The organism is Cupriavidus sp. FW306-01-F10A, assembly GCF_058782785.1.
On record NZ_JBYSYA010000009.1, the window covers coordinates 25,025 to 43,730 of the forward strand.

At 68.4% G+C, this 18,706-nt stretch carries 17 protein-coding genes and 1 pseudogene; 1 reads left to right on the top strand and 17 read right to left on the bottom strand.

What is annotated here, in order from left to right; translation table 11 throughout:
* Positions 1-98: 98 nt before the first annotated feature.
* The 5 genes from AC3WLF_RS15040 to AC3WLF_RS15060 are packed head-to-tail and all read right to left on the bottom strand — an operon-like array spanning position 99 to position 5,507.
* Entirely contained in the window at positions 99-839 is a 741-nt protein-coding gene (locus tag AC3WLF_RS15040) for an SRPBCC family protein (protein WP_492351839.1), read from the bottom strand.
* Positions 829-1,305 carry a (2Fe-2S)-binding protein gene (locus tag AC3WLF_RS15045; RefSeq protein ID WP_010811673.1) on the bottom strand — a complete coding sequence of 159 codons (477 nt, stop codon included), beginning with the start codon at positions 1,303-1,305 and terminating at the stop codon, positions 829-831. The genes AC3WLF_RS15040 and AC3WLF_RS15045 overlap by 11 nt, the downstream gene beginning before the upstream one ends.
* A gap of 9 nt (positions 1,306-1,314) precedes the next feature.
* A complete protein-coding gene (locus tag AC3WLF_RS15050; protein WP_492321247.1) occupies positions 1,315-2,181 on the bottom strand; it encodes an FAD binding domain-containing protein in 867 nt (288 codons plus the stop codon).
* Positions 2,174-4,465: a xanthine dehydrogenase family protein molybdopterin-binding subunit gene (locus AC3WLF_RS15055; protein ID WP_492358444.1), complete on the bottom strand. Its 2,292-nt coding sequence runs from the start codon at positions 4,463-4,465 to the stop codon at positions 2,174-2,176. The genes AC3WLF_RS15050 and AC3WLF_RS15055 overlap by 8 nt, the downstream gene beginning before the upstream one ends.
* Positions 4,466-4,514: 49 nt before the next feature.
* Positions 4,515-5,507 carry a Bug family tripartite tricarboxylate transporter substrate binding protein gene (locus tag AC3WLF_RS15060; RefSeq protein WP_492321249.1) on the bottom strand — a complete coding sequence of 331 codons (993 nt, stop codon included), beginning with the start codon at positions 5,505-5,507 and terminating at the stop codon, positions 4,515-4,517.
* Between the two features lie 322 nt (positions 5,508-5,829).
* Between AC3WLF_RS15060 and AC3WLF_RS15065 the strand changes: the two genes are divergently transcribed.
* On the top strand, positions 5,830-6,348 hold the full coding sequence (locus AC3WLF_RS15065; RefSeq protein WP_010811677.1) for a MarR family winged helix-turn-helix transcriptional regulator: 519 nt from the start codon (positions 5,830-5,832) through the stop codon (positions 6,346-6,348).
* A gap of 61 nt (positions 6,349-6,409) precedes the next feature.
* Here the strand turns inward: AC3WLF_RS15065 and AC3WLF_RS15070 are convergent.
* The 12 genes and pseudogenes from AC3WLF_RS15070 to AC3WLF_RS15125 all read right to left on the bottom strand — a co-directional run bounded on the left by AC3WLF_RS15070 (position 6,410) and on the right by AC3WLF_RS15125 (position 18,533).
* Positions 6,410-7,716, bottom strand: a pseudogene (locus tag AC3WLF_RS15070) (MFS transporter).
* Positions 7,717-8,065: 349 nt separating this feature from the next.
* On the bottom strand, positions 8,066-9,022 hold the full coding sequence (locus AC3WLF_RS15075) for a PDR/VanB family oxidoreductase (RefSeq protein WP_492321250.1): 957 nt from the start codon (positions 9,020-9,022) through the stop codon (positions 8,066-8,068).
* A gap of 26 nt (positions 9,023-9,048) precedes the next feature.
* Complete coding sequence (locus tag AC3WLF_RS15080) at positions 9,049-10,023, bottom strand: VOC family protein (protein WP_492358445.1); 975 nt, start codon at positions 10,021-10,023, stop codon at positions 9,049-9,051.
* A gap of 23 nt (positions 10,024-10,046) precedes the next feature.
* Complete coding sequence (locus AC3WLF_RS15085) at positions 10,047-11,525, bottom strand: aldehyde dehydrogenase (protein ID WP_492321251.1); 1,479 nt, start codon at positions 11,523-11,525, stop codon at positions 10,047-10,049.
* A 40-nt stretch (positions 11,526-11,565) separates the two neighbouring features.
* Positions 11,566-12,366 carry an aspartate dehydrogenase gene (locus AC3WLF_RS15090; protein ID WP_035825062.1) on the bottom strand — a complete coding sequence of 267 codons (801 nt, stop codon included), beginning with the start codon at positions 12,364-12,366 and terminating at the stop codon, positions 11,566-11,568.
* 12 nt (positions 12,367-12,378) lie between these two features.
* Positions 12,379-14,094 (bottom strand): thiamine pyrophosphate-binding protein, encoded by a 1,716-nt coding sequence (locus tag AC3WLF_RS15095; protein WP_492358446.1) that lies wholly within the window; start codon positions 14,092-14,094, stop codon positions 12,379-12,381.
* The gene (locus AC3WLF_RS15100) at positions 14,087-14,890 is read right to left on the bottom strand and encodes an SDR family oxidoreductase (RefSeq protein ID WP_492358447.1); all 804 of its coding nucleotides are present in this window, start codon (positions 14,888-14,890) and stop codon (positions 14,087-14,089) included. The genes AC3WLF_RS15095 and AC3WLF_RS15100 overlap by 8 nt, the downstream gene beginning before the upstream one ends.
* A 5-nt stretch (positions 14,891-14,895) precedes the next feature.
* Positions 14,896-15,750, bottom strand: a complete 855-nt coding sequence (locus AC3WLF_RS15105) for an IclR family transcriptional regulator (protein WP_492351847.1) — start codon at positions 15,748-15,750, stop codon at positions 14,896-14,898.
* 38 nt (positions 15,751-15,788) lie between these two features.
* Complete coding sequence (locus tag AC3WLF_RS15110) at positions 15,789-16,325, bottom strand: cupin domain-containing protein (RefSeq protein WP_492358448.1); 537 nt, start codon at positions 16,323-16,325, stop codon at positions 15,789-15,791.
* Positions 16,326-16,359: 34 nt separating this feature from the next.
* Positions 16,360-17,133, bottom strand: coding sequence for an SDR family oxidoreductase (locus tag AC3WLF_RS15115; RefSeq protein WP_492358449.1), 774 nt, complete (start codon positions 17,131-17,133; stop codon positions 16,360-16,362).
* Positions 17,126-18,187 carry an aromatic ring-hydroxylating dioxygenase subunit alpha gene (locus tag AC3WLF_RS15120; RefSeq protein ID WP_492356559.1) on the bottom strand — a complete coding sequence of 354 codons (1,062 nt, stop codon included), beginning with the start codon at positions 18,185-18,187 and terminating at the stop codon, positions 17,126-17,128. Before AC3WLF_RS15120 ends, AC3WLF_RS15115 begins: the two co-directional genes overlap by 8 nt.
* 40 nt (positions 18,188-18,227) lie before the next feature.
* Entirely contained in the window at positions 18,228-18,533 is a 306-nt protein-coding gene (locus tag AC3WLF_RS15125) for a recombinase-like helix-turn-helix domain-containing protein (protein WP_492321257.1), read from the bottom strand.
* Between the last annotated feature and the right edge of the window lie 173 nt (positions 18,534-18,706).

An 18,706-nucleotide genomic window follows, 5' to 3' on the forward strand; every position in this document is an offset into this window, starting at 1 on the left:
TGTCTCTGCAATATTCGGTCTTGGCGTAACGCTCTCATATATCACGCCTGCACCCCGTAGGGTACCCGTATTGCCGGCAGACCCCGCCCTGGCCCCGCCTATGCCCCCGGGCGCAGGTAGTCGCGCAGCCAGGCCGCGCATTGCTCGCCCTGGGCGGCGGGCCACCGCACCACGATGGTCTCGTCGCGGCGGCGCAGCTCGACGCAGATATCCGACAGCGGCCCGCGCGCGGCCTCGCCGCGCCCGAACAGCCGCGAGAACAGCCCGCCGGCGGCGGGTGCGGGCGGCGCGGACCGCGTCGGCAGCACCGCATGGCCGTTGGCAGCCGCGGCCCATGCAACCGGTGCCGCGGGTGCGGACTTCGCCGCCGGCTCGGGCGCTGCCTGCGCCCCCTGCGGCGACAGCCGCGCCAGCAGGTTGGCGCCGAACTCGTCCCACATGCGGTCGGCCTTGGTCTTCATCACGCTCAGGCCGAAAGTGCCCAGCCGGCCCAGCACGTCCACCTGCACCCTGATGCGCAGTTGCGTGCCGCCATCGTCCAGCGCGGTCAGGAAGAGCTCGCTCGACTGGCGCAGCGAGCTGGCCACCGAGGCGTCCTCGCCAGTGCCCTCGGTGCGCAGGTAATGCGGCGCGCGCGTCTCGACGATCTTCGTATGCAGCCGGAAGCGCGCGTTGATGAAGGCGATCTTGACCGCCATATGGGCGATGTACTCGACATCGCTCAGCACTTCGATCGATTCCATGCCGGGCACGCACGCGCCCATCACGTTGGGGTCGAGCAGCAGCTCCCACACGCGCGCCGGCGGCGCCGCGGTGACCAGGGTCTTTTCAATTTCCACGCATTTTCTCCGCGGCGGACAGGACCGATTCAACGATGCCGACATAGCCGGTGCAGCGGCACAGGTTGCCGTTCAGGCCGTGGCGGACTTCGTCTTCGGTCGGGTTGGGGTTGTTGGCAAGCAGTGCGCACGAGGCCATCAGGAAGCCCGGCGTGCAATAGCCGCACTGCAGCCCGCCGTTGTCCATGAAGCACTGCTGCAGCGGATGCAGCTGGCCATCAGCGGCCAGCCCCTCCACGGTCATCACATGGCGCCCGCGCGCCTGCACGGCGAGCATCAGGCAGGACTTGACCACCTCGCCGTCGACCAGCACCGAGCAGGCGCCACAGATGCCGGTCTCGCAGCCGCGCTTGGTGCCGGTCAGGTTCAGGTCGTCGCGCAGCAGGTCGGACAGCAGGCGCCGCGCCGGCACCTCCACCTGGTGTTCTTCGCCGTTGACGGTGAGTTCGATGCTGACTTGGTTCATGAAGACTCCTTACTCCGATGCCACGCCAAACAGCTCGGCAATGGTGCGGCGCGCGACTACCCGCACCATCTCGCGCCGGTAGCTTTCGGACCCGCGCATGTCCGAGACCGCGTTGATGTCCGCGGCGACAATGGCGGCCGTTTCCTCGGCCAGTTCCGCGGTGACGGCCTTGCCGGCCAGCAGCGCTTCGGCGCGGCGCAGCCGGGCCGGGATCGGCGTGGACGCGCCCACGGCCAGCCGTGCCTCGACGCAGAACGCGCCCTCGCGCCGCACCGCCAGTGCCACGCTGGCCAGCGGCCGGTGCTCGGCGGCGGTGCGCAGGAAACGCGCATAGCGGCCATCGGCGCCGGCACCCGGCGCCGGCACGCGGATCTGCGTGACGATCTCGTCCGGCGCCAGTGCCGTAACGTAGTAGTCGACCAGGAAGTCCTCGATATCGATCTCGCGCTCGCCGCCTCGGCCGCTGACCACGATCCGCGCGCCCAGCGCCATCAGGCAGCCCGGCGGATCGGTGGCGGGGTCGGCATAGCAGAGGTTGCCGCCGATGGTGCCCTGGTTGCGCACCTGCGGATTGGCCACGCGCGAGGCCATGCTGGCCAGCATCGGGTAGTGCGCCTGCACCAGCGGCGAGCGCGCCACCTCGGCATGCAGCGTCAGCGCGCCGATGCGCAGGCCCTCGCGCGCATCGAAGGTGATGCCGCGCAGCGCCTCGAGCCGGCCCAGCGAGACCAGGTGGCCAGGCGTCAGCATGCGCTGGCGCATGCCGAGCATCAGCGCGGTGCCGCCGGCAAGGATGCGGCAACTGTCGCCCAGATCGGCCAGCATCTGGCTGGCCTCGGCCACGGTGGCCGGCTCAAGGAAGGCAAAGTCACGCATGGGCGGCCTCCTTCTGCTTCAGTTCGCGCAGGCCCGCCAGCACCTTCTCAGGCGTGATCGGCAGCGACTGGATGCGCACGCCCACGGCGTCGAAGACGGCATTGGCGATCGCCGCCGCGCCCGGCAGGATCGCGGTTTCGCTGGCGCCCTTGGCGCCATAGGGGCCGTTGGGGTCGTTCGATTCCACCACGTCGGTGCGCAGCATCGGCACCGCGTCGGCGGTAGGCATGGTGTAGTCGGCAAAGTTGCCGTTCATCAGGCGGCCATCCTCGTATTGCAGGTTCTCGTACAGGGTCCAGCCGATCGCCTGCACGGTCGCGCCGTGGGTCTGGCCGTGCACGGCGAGCGGGTTGATGGCCTTGCCGCAGTCGTCGGCGACAAAGCTGTCGGTCACGGTGACCTGGCCGGTGCCGGTGTCGACTTCCACTTCCACCGCCTGTGCCGCGAAGGACTGCGCGGGCGCGACGTTGCCGTAGTAGTCGGCGTCGTGCATCACCGTGGGCGCGTCATAGGTGGCGCGCACGTGGATGCCCTCGCCGCCGTGGCGGAAGATATGCAGCCGCGCGATCTCCGCCAGCGTGGCGGACTTGTCGGGCTGGCCCGGCGCGGCGATGCGGCCATCGGCAATCTCCAGTTGTTCCGCGTCCACGCCAAGCTTCTCCGCCGCGAGGGCCAGCAGCTTCTGGCGCGCCTCGCGCGCGGCACGCAGCACCGCGTTGCCGGCAATGATGGTCACGCGCGACGCCAGCGAGCCCAGGCAGAACGGCGCGGTATCGGTATCCGGCGCCATCACGGTGACGTGCGACAGCGGGATGCCCAACTCCTGCGCGCAGATCTGGCTGAGCATGGTGTTGGCGCCCTGCCCCATGTCGCACTCGCTGGTCTGCAGCATCGCGCGCCCGTCCTCGTTGACCTTGAGCAGGATGGTCGAGCCGTCCCAGTTGCCCAGCGTGCGGTTGCCGCTGACGTGCATGGCCGCGGCAATGCCCACGCCGCGCCGGCGCGTGCCGGTGCCGCGCGGGGCGGCGCGCTTCTCGTCCCAGCCGATGGCGTTGCGGGTCATGTCCAGGCACTCGGCCATGCCGGTGCTGCTGATCTTCCAGCCATGCACGCTGGTCTCGCCGGCGCCGATCGCATTGCGCTTGTGCACCTCCACCGGGTCCATGCCGAGCATGCCGGCCAGCACGGTCAGGTGGCAGTTCAGCGGAAACTGCATCTGCTGCCCGCCAAAGCCGCGGAAGGCGCCGCGCGGCGGGTTGTTGGTATAGGCCATGACCGCATGCGAGCGCACGTTCTGCACGCGGTGCATGTTGTCGCTGCGCATGGCGGTGACGTGCATCACATCACCGGCAAGCCCGGAGTAGGCGCCGCATTCGGCCGTGATGCGCACATCCTTGGCCAGGATCACGCCGTCTGCGGACAGCCCCATGCGCAGCCACACTTTCATCGGCACGCTGGCGCGCGCGCCCTGGAAGTCTTCCAGCCGGTTGTTGACCAGCCGCACCGGGCGCTCCAGCCGGCTGGCCAGGAAGGCGCAGATCAGGCTGTTGTTCTCCTCGACGATCTTGGCGCCGAAGCCGCCGCCGGTGGTGGCCTGCACCACGCGGATGGTCGAGACCGGCCGGTCCAGCGCCTCGGCCAGCCGCGCGCGCGCCAGGAACACCGACTGGGTCGAGGCCCACAGCGTGAGCCGCCCGTTGCCGTCCTGCGCCGCCACCGAGGCCATCGGCTCAAGGTAGCCCGGGTACTGCGAGTGCATGTCGTAGGTGGCCTCATACACCGCCGCGCAGGCTTCGAACGCGGCATCCACGTCGCCCCGCACGATGTGCATCTCATGGCCGATATTGCGCGTGCCGGCATGGATCTCGGGCGCGCCATCGGCCAGCGCCGCTTCCGGCGTCAGCAGCGCGGGCAGCGCCTCGTACTCGATGCGGACCAGGTCCAGCGCATCGCGCGCGATCTCCTCGCTGACCGCCACCACCGCGGCCACTTCCTCGCCGACGTGGCGCACCACGCCGCAGGCCAGGATGCGCTGCTCCTTGCGGTGCGGGCCCCAGTTGCGGGTGGGCACATCGTGCGCGGTCACCACCAGCTTGACGCCGGCCAGCGCCTTCGCCGCGGCGGTGTCGATGCGCACGATGCGCGCATGCGGGTGCGGGCTGCGCAGCACCTTGGCGTGCAGCATGCCGGGCAACTTGATGTCGCCGGCATACTGCGCGCGCCCCATGACCTTTTCCCGCGCGGTCACCTGCGGCGTGGAGCTTCCCACGATGGCCTTGCTCATGCCGGCCTCCTGCTTGTCTGGTTGCATGAATGCGATGCGGTGCCCTGCGTCATTCCGCCGTGATCGCGAGGTCGCGGATCACCTTGCCCAGCCGCTCGTAATCGGCCGCGTTGACCTTTTCCAGCGCGGCCGGGGCGCCGCCCACCGGGCTGGCGCCGAAGGTGGCCATCTTCTCGGTCACGTCGGGCAGGCGCAGCACGTCGTTGAGCTGCTGGTTCAGCACCTTGACCACCTCGGGCGGCGTGCCCCTGGGCGCCATCACGCCATGCCAGGCGCCGACCACCACGTCCTTGTAGCCAAGCTCGGCCAGCGTCGGCACGTTGGGCAGCAGCGGCGAGCGCTTTGCGTCCGTGATCGCCAGCGGGATCAGCCGGCCGGTGTTGATGTACTGCGCCACCGGGCCCAGCGTGACGTAGGCAAAGTTCACGTGCCCCGCCACCACGTCGTTGACTGCCGGCGCCACGCCCTTGTACGGCACGTGCTGGATCTTCACGCCCGCGGCGCGGTTCAGCATCTCGCCGGCGATATGCATTGGCGAACCCGCGCCCGGGCTGCCATAGGTCAGCGTCTTGCCGCCCCTGGCCGCGGCAATCATCTCGCCGACGGTCTTGATGCCGGCCTGCGGGTTGGCCACCAGCAGGACCGCCTGCACCGCGGTCTGGATCACGGGGGTGAAGCCGTGCAGCGGGTCATAGCTGGCCGACGGCGCCAGCTTGAGCACCATCGGCGCCAGCGTGAAAGGGTTGGGCGTGTACAGCAGCGTGTAGCCGTCCGCCGGCGCGCGGCTGACGAAGCTGGCGCCGACCACGCCGCCGGCACCGGGGCGGTTCTCGACGATGACCGGCTGCTTCAGGCGCGCCGACAGCTTGTCGGCATAGAGCCGGGCCATGGCGTCGGTGTCGCCGCCGGGCGGATAGGCCACGACCATGGTCACGGTCTTGGCCGGATACGCGGCGGTGGCCAGCGCGCTGCCCGCGGCAAGCGCGAGCGCGGCCATGGCAGTGGCGGCAAGGAAAAGGCGGCGGGGGCGTTCGTGTCTCATCAACAGCTCCTGTGGGGGCGCATTCGCGGTTGGAGTGGGCTGTTGTGCGCACCGCGAAAACAGGGTTGGCTCGGGTTACAACACTTTCGGTTGTTTTATTAGTAAAACTCGTGTTCACATCCGGAACATTTACTATCCTATGTCGCCAATATTGACAACTCAACTTACGTTAAACCCCAATTGACTTGGCTGACTTTTCTGAATTCTTTCGCATGGCGCGAAAGCGACCCCCGGTGGCGGAATTGGCGAGCGCCTGTGAGACAATCGGGCCCGCCAACCGGCCCGAACTCCGCGGCCGGCAGAACCTGACCAAGAGGAACGCATGCCCCGTGACGCCGCGCCCGCCAACGGCCAGCCCGCGCCAGACACCGACAACACCAGCCCGTGGACCGACCTCGACGAGGCCGGCAGCGGCCTGACCGTCGACAATTTCCTGACCACGATGCTGAGCCAGCTGGTCACCGCGCTGCGCAGCACGGTGACCAAGCCCTATGCGGAACAGTTCGGCCTGACCGTGCCGGAGTGGCGCATCCTGGCGCTGCTGGCGCACGCGCGCGAACTGCCGTTTGCCGAGCTGGTGACCCAGTCGACCTCGGACAAGGCGCTGGTGAGCCGCACGCTGCGGCTGCTGGAGGATCGGGGATTGGTGCGGCTGACCTCAGCCGGCAACACGCCGCGCAAGAAGCTGATCTGCGCGATCAGTGAAGCCGGTGCCGCGCTGCACGACCAAGTGATGCCGCTGGCGCGGCGGGGGCAGGCGCAGGTGATCCGGCAGTTGTCGCCGGAGGAGCGGGAAGCGGTTTACCAGGGGCTGCGCAAGCTGTTGCGCACGCAGGAATAAAGAAAAAGGGCCGCACCCGGATCGCGGGGCGGCCCGAAGGGAACGGGACGAGCACGCCCGTTCAGACCTCCAGTTCTTCCAGCACCCGCCCCTTGGTCTCGATGCCAAGGAAATGCACGGTGACAGCCGCCAGCGCCGGCACCACGGCCAGCGCGAAGAAGGCGACGCTGAGGTTGCCGCTGCCAATGGTGCTGGCGATCAGGCCAGGCGCGAAGATCGCCGCCAGCTTCAGCCACGCCCCACCCAGCCCGCACCCCATCGCCCGCACGCTGGTCGGATACAGCTCCGGCGTATAGACATAGGCGGTGATAAAGCCGCTGGCCAGGAACCCCATCGCCAGCGCGCAGAAAGTAGCGACCACGTACACGTCCGAAGCGTGGAACACCCCCGCCAGCACCAGCGACAGCGCGCACAGCAGGAACGACACATTGATCACCGGCTTGCGGCCCACCTTGTCGACGATCATCGCGCACACCAGCGAACCGACCACGCCCAGCACCGAGGCACCGGCGGCAAGGTTCAGCGCCAGCTGCAGCGGCGCGTGGTAGACGGTCTTGTAGACCGTGGGCAGCCACGTCGACAGCCCGTACTGGATAAAGCCGCAGGTCGCCCACAACATCCATACCGCCAGCGTGCGGCCGAGGTAGGCCTTGCTGACCAGGTCACGCACGCGCCGGCGCGGGTGCTGGGTCATGCGGTCGTAGCTGCCGGCATTGACCGGCGGAGGCAGCGGACCCTTGGCGCGCGCCTCGAACGCACGCAGTGCGGCATCGGCGTCTTCAAGACGGCCTTTCTCCGCCAGCCAGCGCGGCGATTCCGGGATCACGCGGCGCAGGATGAAGAACAGCACCAGCGGCACGCCGCCGATGAAGTACATCACCTCCCAGCCGTAGTGCGGCACCAGCCAGGCGCCAACGCCGTTGGACACCATCAGGCCGATCGGGAACACCACCTCGTACTCAGCACGAAGCGCCCACGGCCATGCGCGCGCGTGACTTCGTTGATATAGGTGGCGGCCACCGGCAGCTCACCGCCAAGGCCGAGGCCCTGCACGATGCGAAGCAGCAAGAATATCTCGAACGACGGCGCAAAGCCGCAGGCAATACTCATCAGGCCGATGATGCCCGCGCTCCAGCCGATCGAGCGCAGCCGGCCGAAACGCTCGGCCAGGCCCGGGAACAACAGCGCCCCGACCAGTTGGCCGACTGACGGCGCCGCGATCAGGAAGCCGATCTGGCCCGGCGTCAGCGACCACTGCGCGATCAGCAGCGGCAGCGTTGCGGCAATGGCGATGACGTCGAAGCCATCGAAGAAGGTGGCCAGGCCGATCAGCAGCCGGGCGCGGATATGCATGGCGTTGCCCGGCATGCGCTCGATGCGGGCAACGATATTGCCGCGCGTGAGCGGGCCGCTGCGGGCCGCCGCCGCGCTCTGGCCGGCGCTGTCGGCCGTGGTCACGATACCTGCGGTGGCGGCCACCGGTGCGCCGGGGGACGCTGCGTCTTGTCTCTGGGTCAGCACGGGATTTCTCGGTTTGATTCTGGGGCGGCCCGGCATGCGGGAAGATTGCTCCTCTCTCCGGCTTGCGGGAGAGGGGCCGGGGGTGAGGGGCGGCGGTTCTGGTAGCGTGGTGCCTTGCCAAACCACCCCTCACCCTGCCCTCTCCCCATGAGGGGAGAGGGGAACACCATCGGTGTCCAAAGGCTGTGCGGCAGGATTACAGGTCGAGCACCAGCTTGCTGCCCTTGCACCCCGACACGCACACCATCATGGTCTTGTTGCTGGCGCGCTCGCTGTTGCTGAGCACGCTGTCGCGATGGTCGGGGCAGCCTTCCAGCACCGCGGTCTCGCACGAGCCGCACACGCCTTCGCGGCAGCTGTAGTCCATCTGCACGCCGGCATCGAGCAGCGCGTCCAGCAGCGACTTGCCGGACGGCACCTTGACGGTGGTGCCGGTGCGCGACAGCGACACGGTGTACTCGCCCTCCTGCACCGCCTCGGTCGAGGGGTCGGCGGCAAAGCGCTCGATATGCACGTTCGGGTAGCCATGCGCTTCGCAGGCAGCCTCGAACGCCTTCAGCATCGGACCGGGGCCGCAGCAGTAGAAGTGCGTCTGCACCTCCTGGCCGGCCAGCATCGCGTTCAGGTCCGGCGGCACGCCGGCCTCGTCGTCGAAGTGAAAGCGCACGGCATCGCCATGGGCCGACAGCTGTTCGACGAATGCGGCCTCGGCACGCGAACGGGCGCAGTAGATCAGCGTGAACGACCTGCCCAGCTCGGCCAGGCGGCGCGCCATGCAGACGATCGGCGTGACGCCGATGCCGCCGGCGACCAGCACGGTGTGCGCGGCGCTTTCGTCCAGCTCGAAGTTGTTGCGCGGCGCCCCCACGGTCAGCGTGGCGCCCACGCGCAGCTGCTCATGCACGTAGCGCGAACCGCCGCGGCTGCCGCGGTCCAGCAGCACGCCGACGGTGTAGCGCTGGCGCGCTTCGGGCGCGCCGCACAGCGAGTAGCTGCGCACCAGGCCGTTGCCCAGGTGCAGGTCGATATGGGCGCCCGGGCTGTACTCGGGCAGGGTCTTCCCTTCGGGATCTTGCAGTTCGATGCTGACCACGCCGCGCGCTTCATAGCGCATGGCGTGGACGCGCAGGGTCAGGGACTGGTGGGCACTCATTGCTGCTTCCTTCGATTGCTGCTGACTTACCGCTTCTCGGTCAGGAACTTGCCTGCCGGTCCGCCCGCGTTCTTCTGGCGGCGGGTGTTGCCGTCGATGCCGCCTTCGATCGCCCATTCGGCGAACATGGTCGGGCCCGGCTCGAAAGCGCGCGGCTCCCAGTGTTCGTCCAGCTGGTCTTCGTCGGCGTAGTACTCGATCAGGCCGCCGGCCGGGTTCTTGAAGTACCAGAAGTAGGCCGACGAGATCGGGTGCCGGCCCGGGCCGAGCTGCGTATCCCAGCCCTTGCGCGAGACATGCATGCCGCCACCGAAGACTTCGTGGATGTCGCGCACGGTGAAGGCAACGTGGTTCAGGCCGCTCTTGGGTTCCGGCAGCTGCAGCAGGAACAGGTCGTGGTGGCCGCCTTCGGGCGTGCAGCGCAGGAAGGCGCCGCGGTCCGGGTAGCGGTCCGACGGCACGAAGCCGAACTTCTCGACATAGAAGCGCTCCGTGGCCTTGACGTCCTTGACGAAGAACACCACGTGGCCCACTTCGATCGGGGTGGCATGGTCGTAGATCGGACTGCGCTGGTTCAGGCGCGGCTTGTCGTTCCACGTGTTCATCAGCGCGCATTCGACCTGCACGTCATGCTTGCGGGTGACCTGGAAACGCACGGCCAGGCTGTTCGGGTCGGCGCAGCCCACGCGCAGTGTATCGCCCTCGCCTTGCTTCACGAAGCCCGGTGCATCAGCGATTGCCTTGGCGAGCTGGTCCAGCGACGCTTGCGACTCCACGCCCCACACCACTTCGCGCAGCGTCGGACCGGCCTCGATCGCGGGCGGCAGCGTGGCATCGTCGATGCGGCGCACCAGCACGCGGCAGCCGTTCAGCGTTTCAAAATCCAGGCCCTGCGCATCGTCGCGCTTGATGGCCAGGCCCCAGTCGGTGAAAAAGCCACGGCAGGCCTCAAAGTCATCCGCGCCGTAGACGATCTCGTCGATCCCCAATACCTTGATCATTGCTTCTCTCCAGCCTGCCGGGTTCAGTGGTTGGCCCACGGCAGCGGTTGTTCGTTCAGGCCCCAGTACACGCTCTTCTGCTCCATGTACTGCAGGATGCCAAGCCGTCCCTTCTCGCGGCCCAGGCCGCTGTCGCGCCAGCCGCCGAACGGCGTCGCGATCGAGAACTGCTTGTAGGTGTTGATCCACACATTGCCCGCCTGCACGGCGCGTGCCACGCGCCAGGCGCGCTTGTAGTCGCGCGTCCAGATGCCCGCGGCAAGCGCATAGACGCTGTCGTTGGCCTGCGCGATCAGGTCATCCTCGTCGTCGAACGGGATCGCCACCAGCACCGGCCCGAAGATCTCTTCCTGGCAGATGCGGGCGTTGTTATCCAGCCCCTCGATGATGGTCGGCGTGTAGAAGTAGCCGTTGGGCAGGCCTGCAACATCGGGACGCAACCCGCCAGTGCGCAGCTGCCCGCCTTCGTCCACGCCCGCGGCGACGTATGACTCGATCGAATCGCGATGGCGGTCAGTGATGAGCGGCCCCATCTGGGTGTGCTCGTCGGCCGGATCGCCCACGCGCAGCTGCGCGGCGCCATGCGCCAGACGGTCCATGAAGGCCTCGTACTGCGAACGCGCCACGAACAGGCGCGAGCCGGCGATGCATGACTCGCCCGACGAACTGAAGATGCCGTACAGCACGCCGTTGACCGCGTGATCCAGGTCGGCATCATCGAACACCATGGTCGGCGACTTGCCGCCCAGTTCCAGCGACACCGGCATCATCTTGTCGGCGGCGATATGGGCGATATGCTTGCCGGTGGTGGTGCCGCCGGTGAACGACACGCGGCGCACCAGCGGATGCTTGGTGATGGCGTCGCCGATGACCGAACCCTTGCCCGGCAGCACGCTGACCAGGCCCTTGGGCACGCCGGCCTCCTCGCAGATGCGCGCCAGTTCCAGCGCCATCAGCGGCGTGACTTCGGCGGGCTTGACCACCACGGCGTTGCCGGCGGCAAGCGCCGGCGCCATCTTCTGCGCCTCGCTGGCGATCGGCGAGTTCCACGGCGTGATCGCCGCGACCACGCCCATCGGCTCGTACACGCTCATGGTCAGGCAGTCGCCGCGCTGCGGCGTGATGGTTTCTTCCAGCGTCTCGCAGGCGGCGGCAAAGAACTGGAAGGTGCCGGCGGCGCTGGCCACCAGGGCGCGCGTCTCGCTGATCGGCTTGCCGTTGTCCAGGCGCTGGCGCTGGGCCAGCTGCTCGCCCTGGGCGCGGATCAGCTCGGCCACGCGGTACAGCACGGCGGCGCGCTCATGCGGCTTGCGCTGGGCCCAGCCGCTGGTAAGGAAGGCCTGATGGGCGCCCTGCACCGCTTCTTCCACATCCGCCAGGCTGGCGGCGTTCAGTTCAGCCACCACCTCGCCGGTAGCCGGATAGCGCGTGCCGTAGCGGTCGCCGGTCCCCAGGCGCCATTCGCCCGCGATGCAGATGGGAAGTACTTCTTGCGTCTTCATTGTCGTTGCCTGCTAAGTCTGTGGGGCGTGGCTGCCGGGGCTAGATCGATACCGCGTGCGCGCGGTTGCCCAGTGCGCGCACCACGCTGAACACTGTCAGCGCGGAAGTCTTGGGATTGGCCGCGAGCGGCTTGCCGCGCATGGTCAGCTCGAAGCCGCCGAAGGCGCCGCGCGCTTCCACGTGGTGCACGTTCTCCACCGCATGCGGGTCGGCCAGCAGCTTGACCGAGGTGCGGTCCAGGCCGAGCCCTGCCAGCGACACCGTCGCGGCCACGTTGGCGTTCTTGGGATACAGGCGCGCCGCGTCGCGGGCCGTGCCCTCGAAGATCACGGTCGCCTCGGTCAGCGCATCCAGGTCGAAGAGCTGCTCGGCCGGCGTGCCGGCCCAGGCGCGAGCCGGCTTGCGGCCGGTGTAGATGACTTCGTCCAGCCCGCCGACACGCGCCGCGGCCAGCGCATCGATCGCGCCGATCGCACCCGACAACAGCTGCACCTGGGTGCCGCCGCGGCGCGCGGCCGCTTCCAGCCGCTCGGCCATGCCGGGCTCGGACAGCGCGCCCACCGACACCACCATGCACGGGATACCGCGTTCCAGCGCCGGCACGATGTGTTCTTCCAGCGCATGGTGGCCGGCGCACTCGACCAGCAGGTCGGGACGCTGGTCGTCCAGGTGCGTCGCCACGCGGGCCCCCGGCGCCAGCGCGGTGACCGCGTCGCGGGCCTCGTCCATCGTGTGCTCCGGCACGATCACCACGTCGAACACCACGTCGGGATCGCTCTTGAGCAATTCCATCACGCCGCGGCCGATCGCGCCGCAGCCAACCATGGACACATGCAGCATCTCCGGTCTCCCTCAGGCGGTGACAGTGGTTTGTTCGCGCGCCGGCTCTTCGTTGTCCTGGTTCACCGGGGGGCCGGCAAAGATGGTCTTGAAGGAACCGATCGACAGCATGTCGATCTCCAGCAGGAACGGGCCCGACTCGGCCGTGGCCGCTTCCAGCGCGGCGCCGACCTCGGCCAGGTTGCTCACGCGGGCATGGCGCAGCGACAGCGACTTGGCCAGCGTGGCGTAGTCCGGGGTATGCAGGTCCACGTAGTGGCGGCGGCCGCCGTACTGGGCGTCCTGGATGTTCTTGATCACGCCGTAGCCCTTGTCGTTCATCAGCACGATCACCATGTCGGCGCGTTCCTGCACCGCGGTGGCCAGTTCGCCCAGGTTCAGGATAAAGCCGCCGTCGCCGGCCAGCGTGAAGGTCTTCTTGCCCGAAGCGGTCGCCGCAGCACCGATCGCGGCGCCGATGCCCATCGCGAGGCCCTGGCCGATGCCGCCGCCCAGCGCATGCACGCCGGCACGCGAATCGAAGATGCGCAGATGGCGGTTGCCCCAGGTGCTGTTCGACACGGTCACGTCGCGCACCCAGTTGAAGCTGCGGCCGACCGCGCCCTGCAGCGCCTGCACCAGCGCCGAGTACGGGCCCAGGCCGTCGACCAGGCTGTTGACGGCGGTGTCGTGGGCGCGGCGCAGGTCGGCGGCGAAGGCCGGGTCGATCTGCATGCGCTTTTCAAGCCGATCCGCCAGGGCGTCCAGCGCCAGCGCGGCGTCGCCGCTGACGAAGTAGTCGCTCAGGTAGCAGCGGCCTTCGGCGGCGGGGTCGGCGTCGATGCGCAGCAGCGGGCGCGGCAGCTTCAGTTCGTACTTCAGGGTTTCATTGCCGCGCAGGCGCGAGCCCACCACCAGCATCGCGTCGCAGGTCTGGTAGAAGGCCTCGACCGGCTTATGCAGGTTGTAGGCGCCCAGCGAACGGGGATCGTCTTCCGGCACGATGCCGCGGCCTTGCGTGCTGGTGACCACGCCGAAGCCCAGGTCCAGCAGGCGCTGCACCTGCTTGCTGGCGTGGCGCGCACCGCCGCCCAGCCACAGCAGCGGGCGCTTGGCCTTGGCCAGGCGCTCGGCCAGCGCGTCCAGCGCATGCGCCGACGGCACGTGCTGCGGCACCGGCAGCGGCTGCAGGTCGGCCGGCATCTCGATCAGCGCGGCCTGGATGTCGATGGGGATCTCCACGCTGACCGGGCCGGTCGGCGCCGTCAGCGCGGTCTGCACCGCCAGCTTGATGGTGCTGATGGCGGTGTCGGCGCTGCGGATGCGGAAGGCGGCCTTGGACACGGCCTTGAGCATGGTGAGCTGGTCCGGGGCTTCGTGGATGTAGGCGAGGCTCTGGTCCAGGTAAGGCGTTTCGATCTGGCCGGTGATATGCAGCATCGGCGTACCGGCGGTCAGCGCTTCCACCATGGCGCCGGCGGCGTTGCCCGCGGCGGTGCCGGTGCTGGTCAGGCACACGCCCAGGCCGCCCGTGGTGCGGGCATAGGCATCGGCCATATTGGTGCCGCCCGCTTCGCCGCGCGCCGGCACGAAGCGGATCTTGCCGCGCTCGCCCATGGCGTCGAGGATCGGCATATTGTGGATCGAGATCACGCCGAAGGCGGCCTTGACGCCGCACTGCTCGAGAAACGCCGTGATGGCGCAGCCGACGGTGACCTGCTGTTGCTCGTACTGTGGTTGATTAGGCATGACGGGAGTGTCCTCCGGAGATATCGATATGGCTGCCCGTGGTGTACGAAGACAACTGCGAGGCAAGGAACAGGACGGCGCGGGCTGCCTCGACCGGCAGGCCCAGGCGGCCAAGGGGAATATGTTTCTGCTGGGCCAGGCGCGCGGTCCATGCAGCCCAGTCCAGGTGGCGGTCTGCTTCGGGGCGCGCCTCGAAGCGGCGGCGCCACTGGCCCGATTCGACCAGGCCGATCAGGATGCCGTTGACGCGGACGCCCTTGGGCGCAAACTCGGTGGCCATCGAGCGCACCAGGTTGAGCACGCCGGCGCGCGCGGCGGAGGTCGCCACCATATGCGGCTCCGGCTGCTGCGCCAGCAGCGAGTTGACACAGACAATGGCGCCCTGGCCCGACTTCTCGAGCTGCGGCAGGAACGCGCGCGTCGGGTGGATCACGGAGAAGAACTTGAGCTGCAGTTCCTCCATCCAGGCCGCGTCTTCGGTGTTGGCGAAGGTGGAGACACGGCCCTGGCCGGCGTTGTTGACCAGCATGTCGACGTTGCCCAGCGTGGCCTGCACGGCAGCGGCGAAGGCGGCGACCTGTTCAGGCTTGAGCACGTCGCAGGTGGCGGCATAGAGCCGGCACCCGGGGAATTTCTCGCGCAGCTGCGCTTCGGCGCTGCGCAGGCGGTTCTCGTCGCGGCCGCACATGGCCACGGCGGCACCCGCTTCGAGCAGCAGCTCGGCGGTCGCCAGCCCGATGCCGGAGGACCCGCCGGTGACGACGGCAACCTTGCCGCCGAGTTCAATCATGGACATTGTCCTCACTCCCGATACAGATTCACCACCTTGGCGCCGCTGCTGTGCAGCGACGGGCGGTAGTCGAGCAGGCGCGACAGCTCGCCCGCGGTATCCCTGACCATCTCCACCATCGCATCCAGTTGCGCCGGATCGATATGCGCGGCGGGGATGGTGGCGCCCAGCGCCGCCACTACCTTGCCGGTGCGGTCGCGCACGGGCGCGGCGATGGTGGAAATGCTGGCTTCGAAGAAGCCTTCCTGCAGCACGTAGCCGCGCTCGCGGTCGCGCTGGACGATCTCGTGCAGCTCGTCGACGGTGCGCGGCGTGCTCTCGGAGAACACCGCAAGCTGCGTTTCCGGGTACAGCGCGCGCAACTCCGCCAGCGACAGGTCTTCCAGCAGCACGCGCCCCAGCACCGTGGCATGCGCGGGCAGGCGCGTGCCGACGTTGACCGAGCTGGCAAACGGCCGCGGCGACACCGCCTTGGCCACGTAGACGATCGAACGCCCGTCGCGCACCACCAGGTTGCTGGGGTAGCCGATCTCGTCGCGCAGCCGCTCCAGCAGCGGGCGGCCCAGCTCGGTCAGCTCCAGCGACGCCAGGTATTCAAACCCCAGGCGCAGCACGGCCATGCCCAGCCGGAAATCCCGGCCGCCATCGGCGCGCTCGACAAAGCCCAGCATTTCCAGCGTGGCCAGCAGGCGGAACACGGTCGAGCGCGGCACCTTCAGGCGGCGCGCCAGTTCCGCTGCCGACATGGTGCGGTCCTTGCTGCTGAACTCGCTCAGCAGGCGCAGGCCGCGCTCCAGGCCCGGGACGATGTACTTGTCCGGGGTTTCGTTGGCGGCGGGCGTGGCCGGGATGGGGTTGCTGCTCATGGTTTCGGTGGATGCGTGCTGACGGGCGTTCGCCGGCATCAGCGCTTGATCTTCGTCAGCGGATGCTCGGGCGGATAGGTCGGCGTGATCGGCTTCTTCGCGCCCAGCATCACGCACATCAGCGCGTCTTCCTCGCCGATGTTGATTTCCTCGCGGTAGACGCCCGGCGGCACCGAGACCAGGTCGCGGTCGGTCAGGATGGTCTCGTAGCGCTCGCCGTCCTTTTGCAGGATCAGCTTGACCTTGCCGCGCAGGATGAAGAACACCTCTTCCACGTCGGTGTGGATATGCGACGGGCCTTCATGGCCGGCCGGGATGATCATGGTGGAGAAGGTGAAATGCTCGCTCGGCACGGTGTTGGTGTCGGCGGCCACGCCGGTGCCGCCGGTGCCCAGGTAGCGCATCTGCGCGCGGCGGTACTTGGGGTCGTAGTCGGCCTGGAACTTCAGCGCGTCCCAGTCGTACTTGCGCGTGGAGAAGCGCGCCACGCGGCTTTCCATCCACTGGTCGAACGAGGCGTCCTCCGGCTGGTCCCAGGAACGCTTGAGGTTTTGTGGTTGAGAAAGATCGCTCATTTGGATTCCTTCTGTTTTCAGTGGATCGGTTGGTTCAGTGCATGACAAAGCCGCCGTTGACCGCCAGCGTCTGGCCGGTCACGAAACGGGCGAGGTCGGACAGTGCAAACAGCACCGCGCCGCAAACATCGTCGGGCAGTTGCTCGCGCGTGATCGCGCGCTGCTCGCGGTACAGGTCGTGCCGGTGCTGCGGCACGTATTCGGTGGCTTCCACCAGCGTCAGGCCCGGGGCCACGGCGTTCACCGTGATCTGGTCCTTGCCCAGTTCACGCGCCAGCGACCGGGTCATGCCGATGATGGCGCTCTTGCTCGCCACATAGGCCAGCAGGTTGGGCGCGCCCCACAGCGGCGTGTCCGACGCCAGGTTGACGACGGCGCCGCGGCCGCTGGCGCGCAGCGCCGGCAGGCAGGCGGTGGTCATCAGCCAGGTGCCGCGCACGTTGACGTTCATCACGCGGTCCCAGGTGGCAATGTCGATGGCGGCGGCGTCACGGCCGCCGGAATCCGTCACGGCGGCGTTGTTGACCAGGCCGTCGAGCCCGCCCAGCGCCTTGACCGCGGCCCCGGCGCAAACCTGCACCGAGGCCGGATCGGACAGGTCCAGCGTGACCGGCACCACCTTCAGGCCGCGGGCGCGCAGGGCGTCGGCTTCCTGCTGCAGGCGCTCGGCCAGGATGTCGGCCATGGCCACGGTGGCGCCGGCTTCGGCCAGCGCCTTGACGAAGGCCAGGCCCAGTCCGCGCGCGGCGCCGGTGACCAGCACCTTGCGCCCGGCCAGCAGCGTATTGTTGGTGTTTGCCTCAGGCATGGCTGGCGGCTCCGGCGGGTTGCAGCATGGCGACGGGCTCGTCGGCCACTTCCTGCTCGGCGCGGCGCTTGAGCAGGCGGCGCACGCGGGTGATGCCGGCGTCGTGCTGGTACAGCATCTCGTGGTCGCGTGCGTTCGGGGCCATCATTTCCAGCACCACGCGGTCCTGCTCCAGCACGTCCCAGTGCAGCTGCTCCAGGCGGTTGCGGTACAGGAAGCGCCACACGTCGCGCTCCCAGCCCTGCACATGGCGGGTACGCCAGAAGAACACCATGCAGTGGTCTTCATCCACCGGCGTGGCCATGCCGACGATGCCGAACGGGCCGCCGGGGCCGACACTGGCGCGGTACGGGATCGCCAGGCGCAGCCACAGCGTGCCGGTTTCGCCAAATTCGACCCAGTCGAAATTGACGCCGCGCTGGCCGGTCTTCTCGAACACCAGGCCGTGCTCGGTCTCGCGCACCTGCATCACGGCGGACTTCTCGCCGCTGGCCATCGAGTGCGACACCGCATGCAGGTAGGCGCCGTGCATCGGGTCCATCACGTTGTCGATGGCGTAGCGGTAGTTGCAGTCCCAGTGCGCCACGCACAGGAAGTTGCTGTGTTCTTCGCTGACCAGGTCTTCCGGCAGGCGCAGTTCGTCGGGGCTGCCCTCGCCTTGCGGGGCCTGGTCGCCGAACCACAGGAAGATGGCGCCGGCCTTCTCCTGCACCGGGTAGCTGCGCACGCAGGTGCGGCCTTCCAGCGGGCAGCTTTCCACCGCCGGCACGCTCTTGACCTGGCCGTCGCCGCCGACCTCGACGCCGTGGTACCAGCAGGCAACGCGGTCGCCCAGGTTCCAGCCCATCGACAGGCGCGCGCCGCGGTGCGGGCAGCGGTCTTCCAGGGCGTGGACCTGGCCTTCGCCATCGCGCCACAGCACGATGTTCTGGCTCAGGCGGGTGATGCCGATCGGGGCATGGGACACCGCCCACGAGGCGGCGACCGGGTACCAGTAGTTGCGCAGGCCGGTGTTCAGGCGGGCTTCGGTGCGGGCTTGCTTGTTCGATTCCATGGTTTTCTCGCTTCGAGGCTGGACTTGGACTGGGGCGGGCTCAGGCACCCAGCCGGCGCATTTCGGACAGGAAGCGCTCTTCGGTCCAGGGCTGGCCGTCCACGCCCAGGAAACCGGCGTCATTGAAGGCGCGCACGATGTCCTGCGGGTTCTGCGCGCCGCCTTCGAACGCGGCTTCGAGGGCATCGCCCAGCGCGTTCTCATAGGCGCTCGGCGCGGCGGCGCGGGTCTGCCAGACGATGTTGGCGACCTTGCCGGGTTGCTCGATATGGCCCTTGCCTGCCACGTTGTTCGGCGCCGGACGCTCCCAGGGCACCAGGTTCGGGTTGTACGAGAGGCTTTCCATTGCGCTTTGCTCCATGTCTTGCAGCGGGGGACCGTGTTCCGCGTGCCTCGCCGACCGGTCTTGCGATCGCCTGGCTACGTTTTACTAATGAAACACTGGTTTAGATATTGAACACAGGTACGACTATAGACAACGCGGCCGCAAAAATTGACTGGGGTTAACCCGCGATCGGC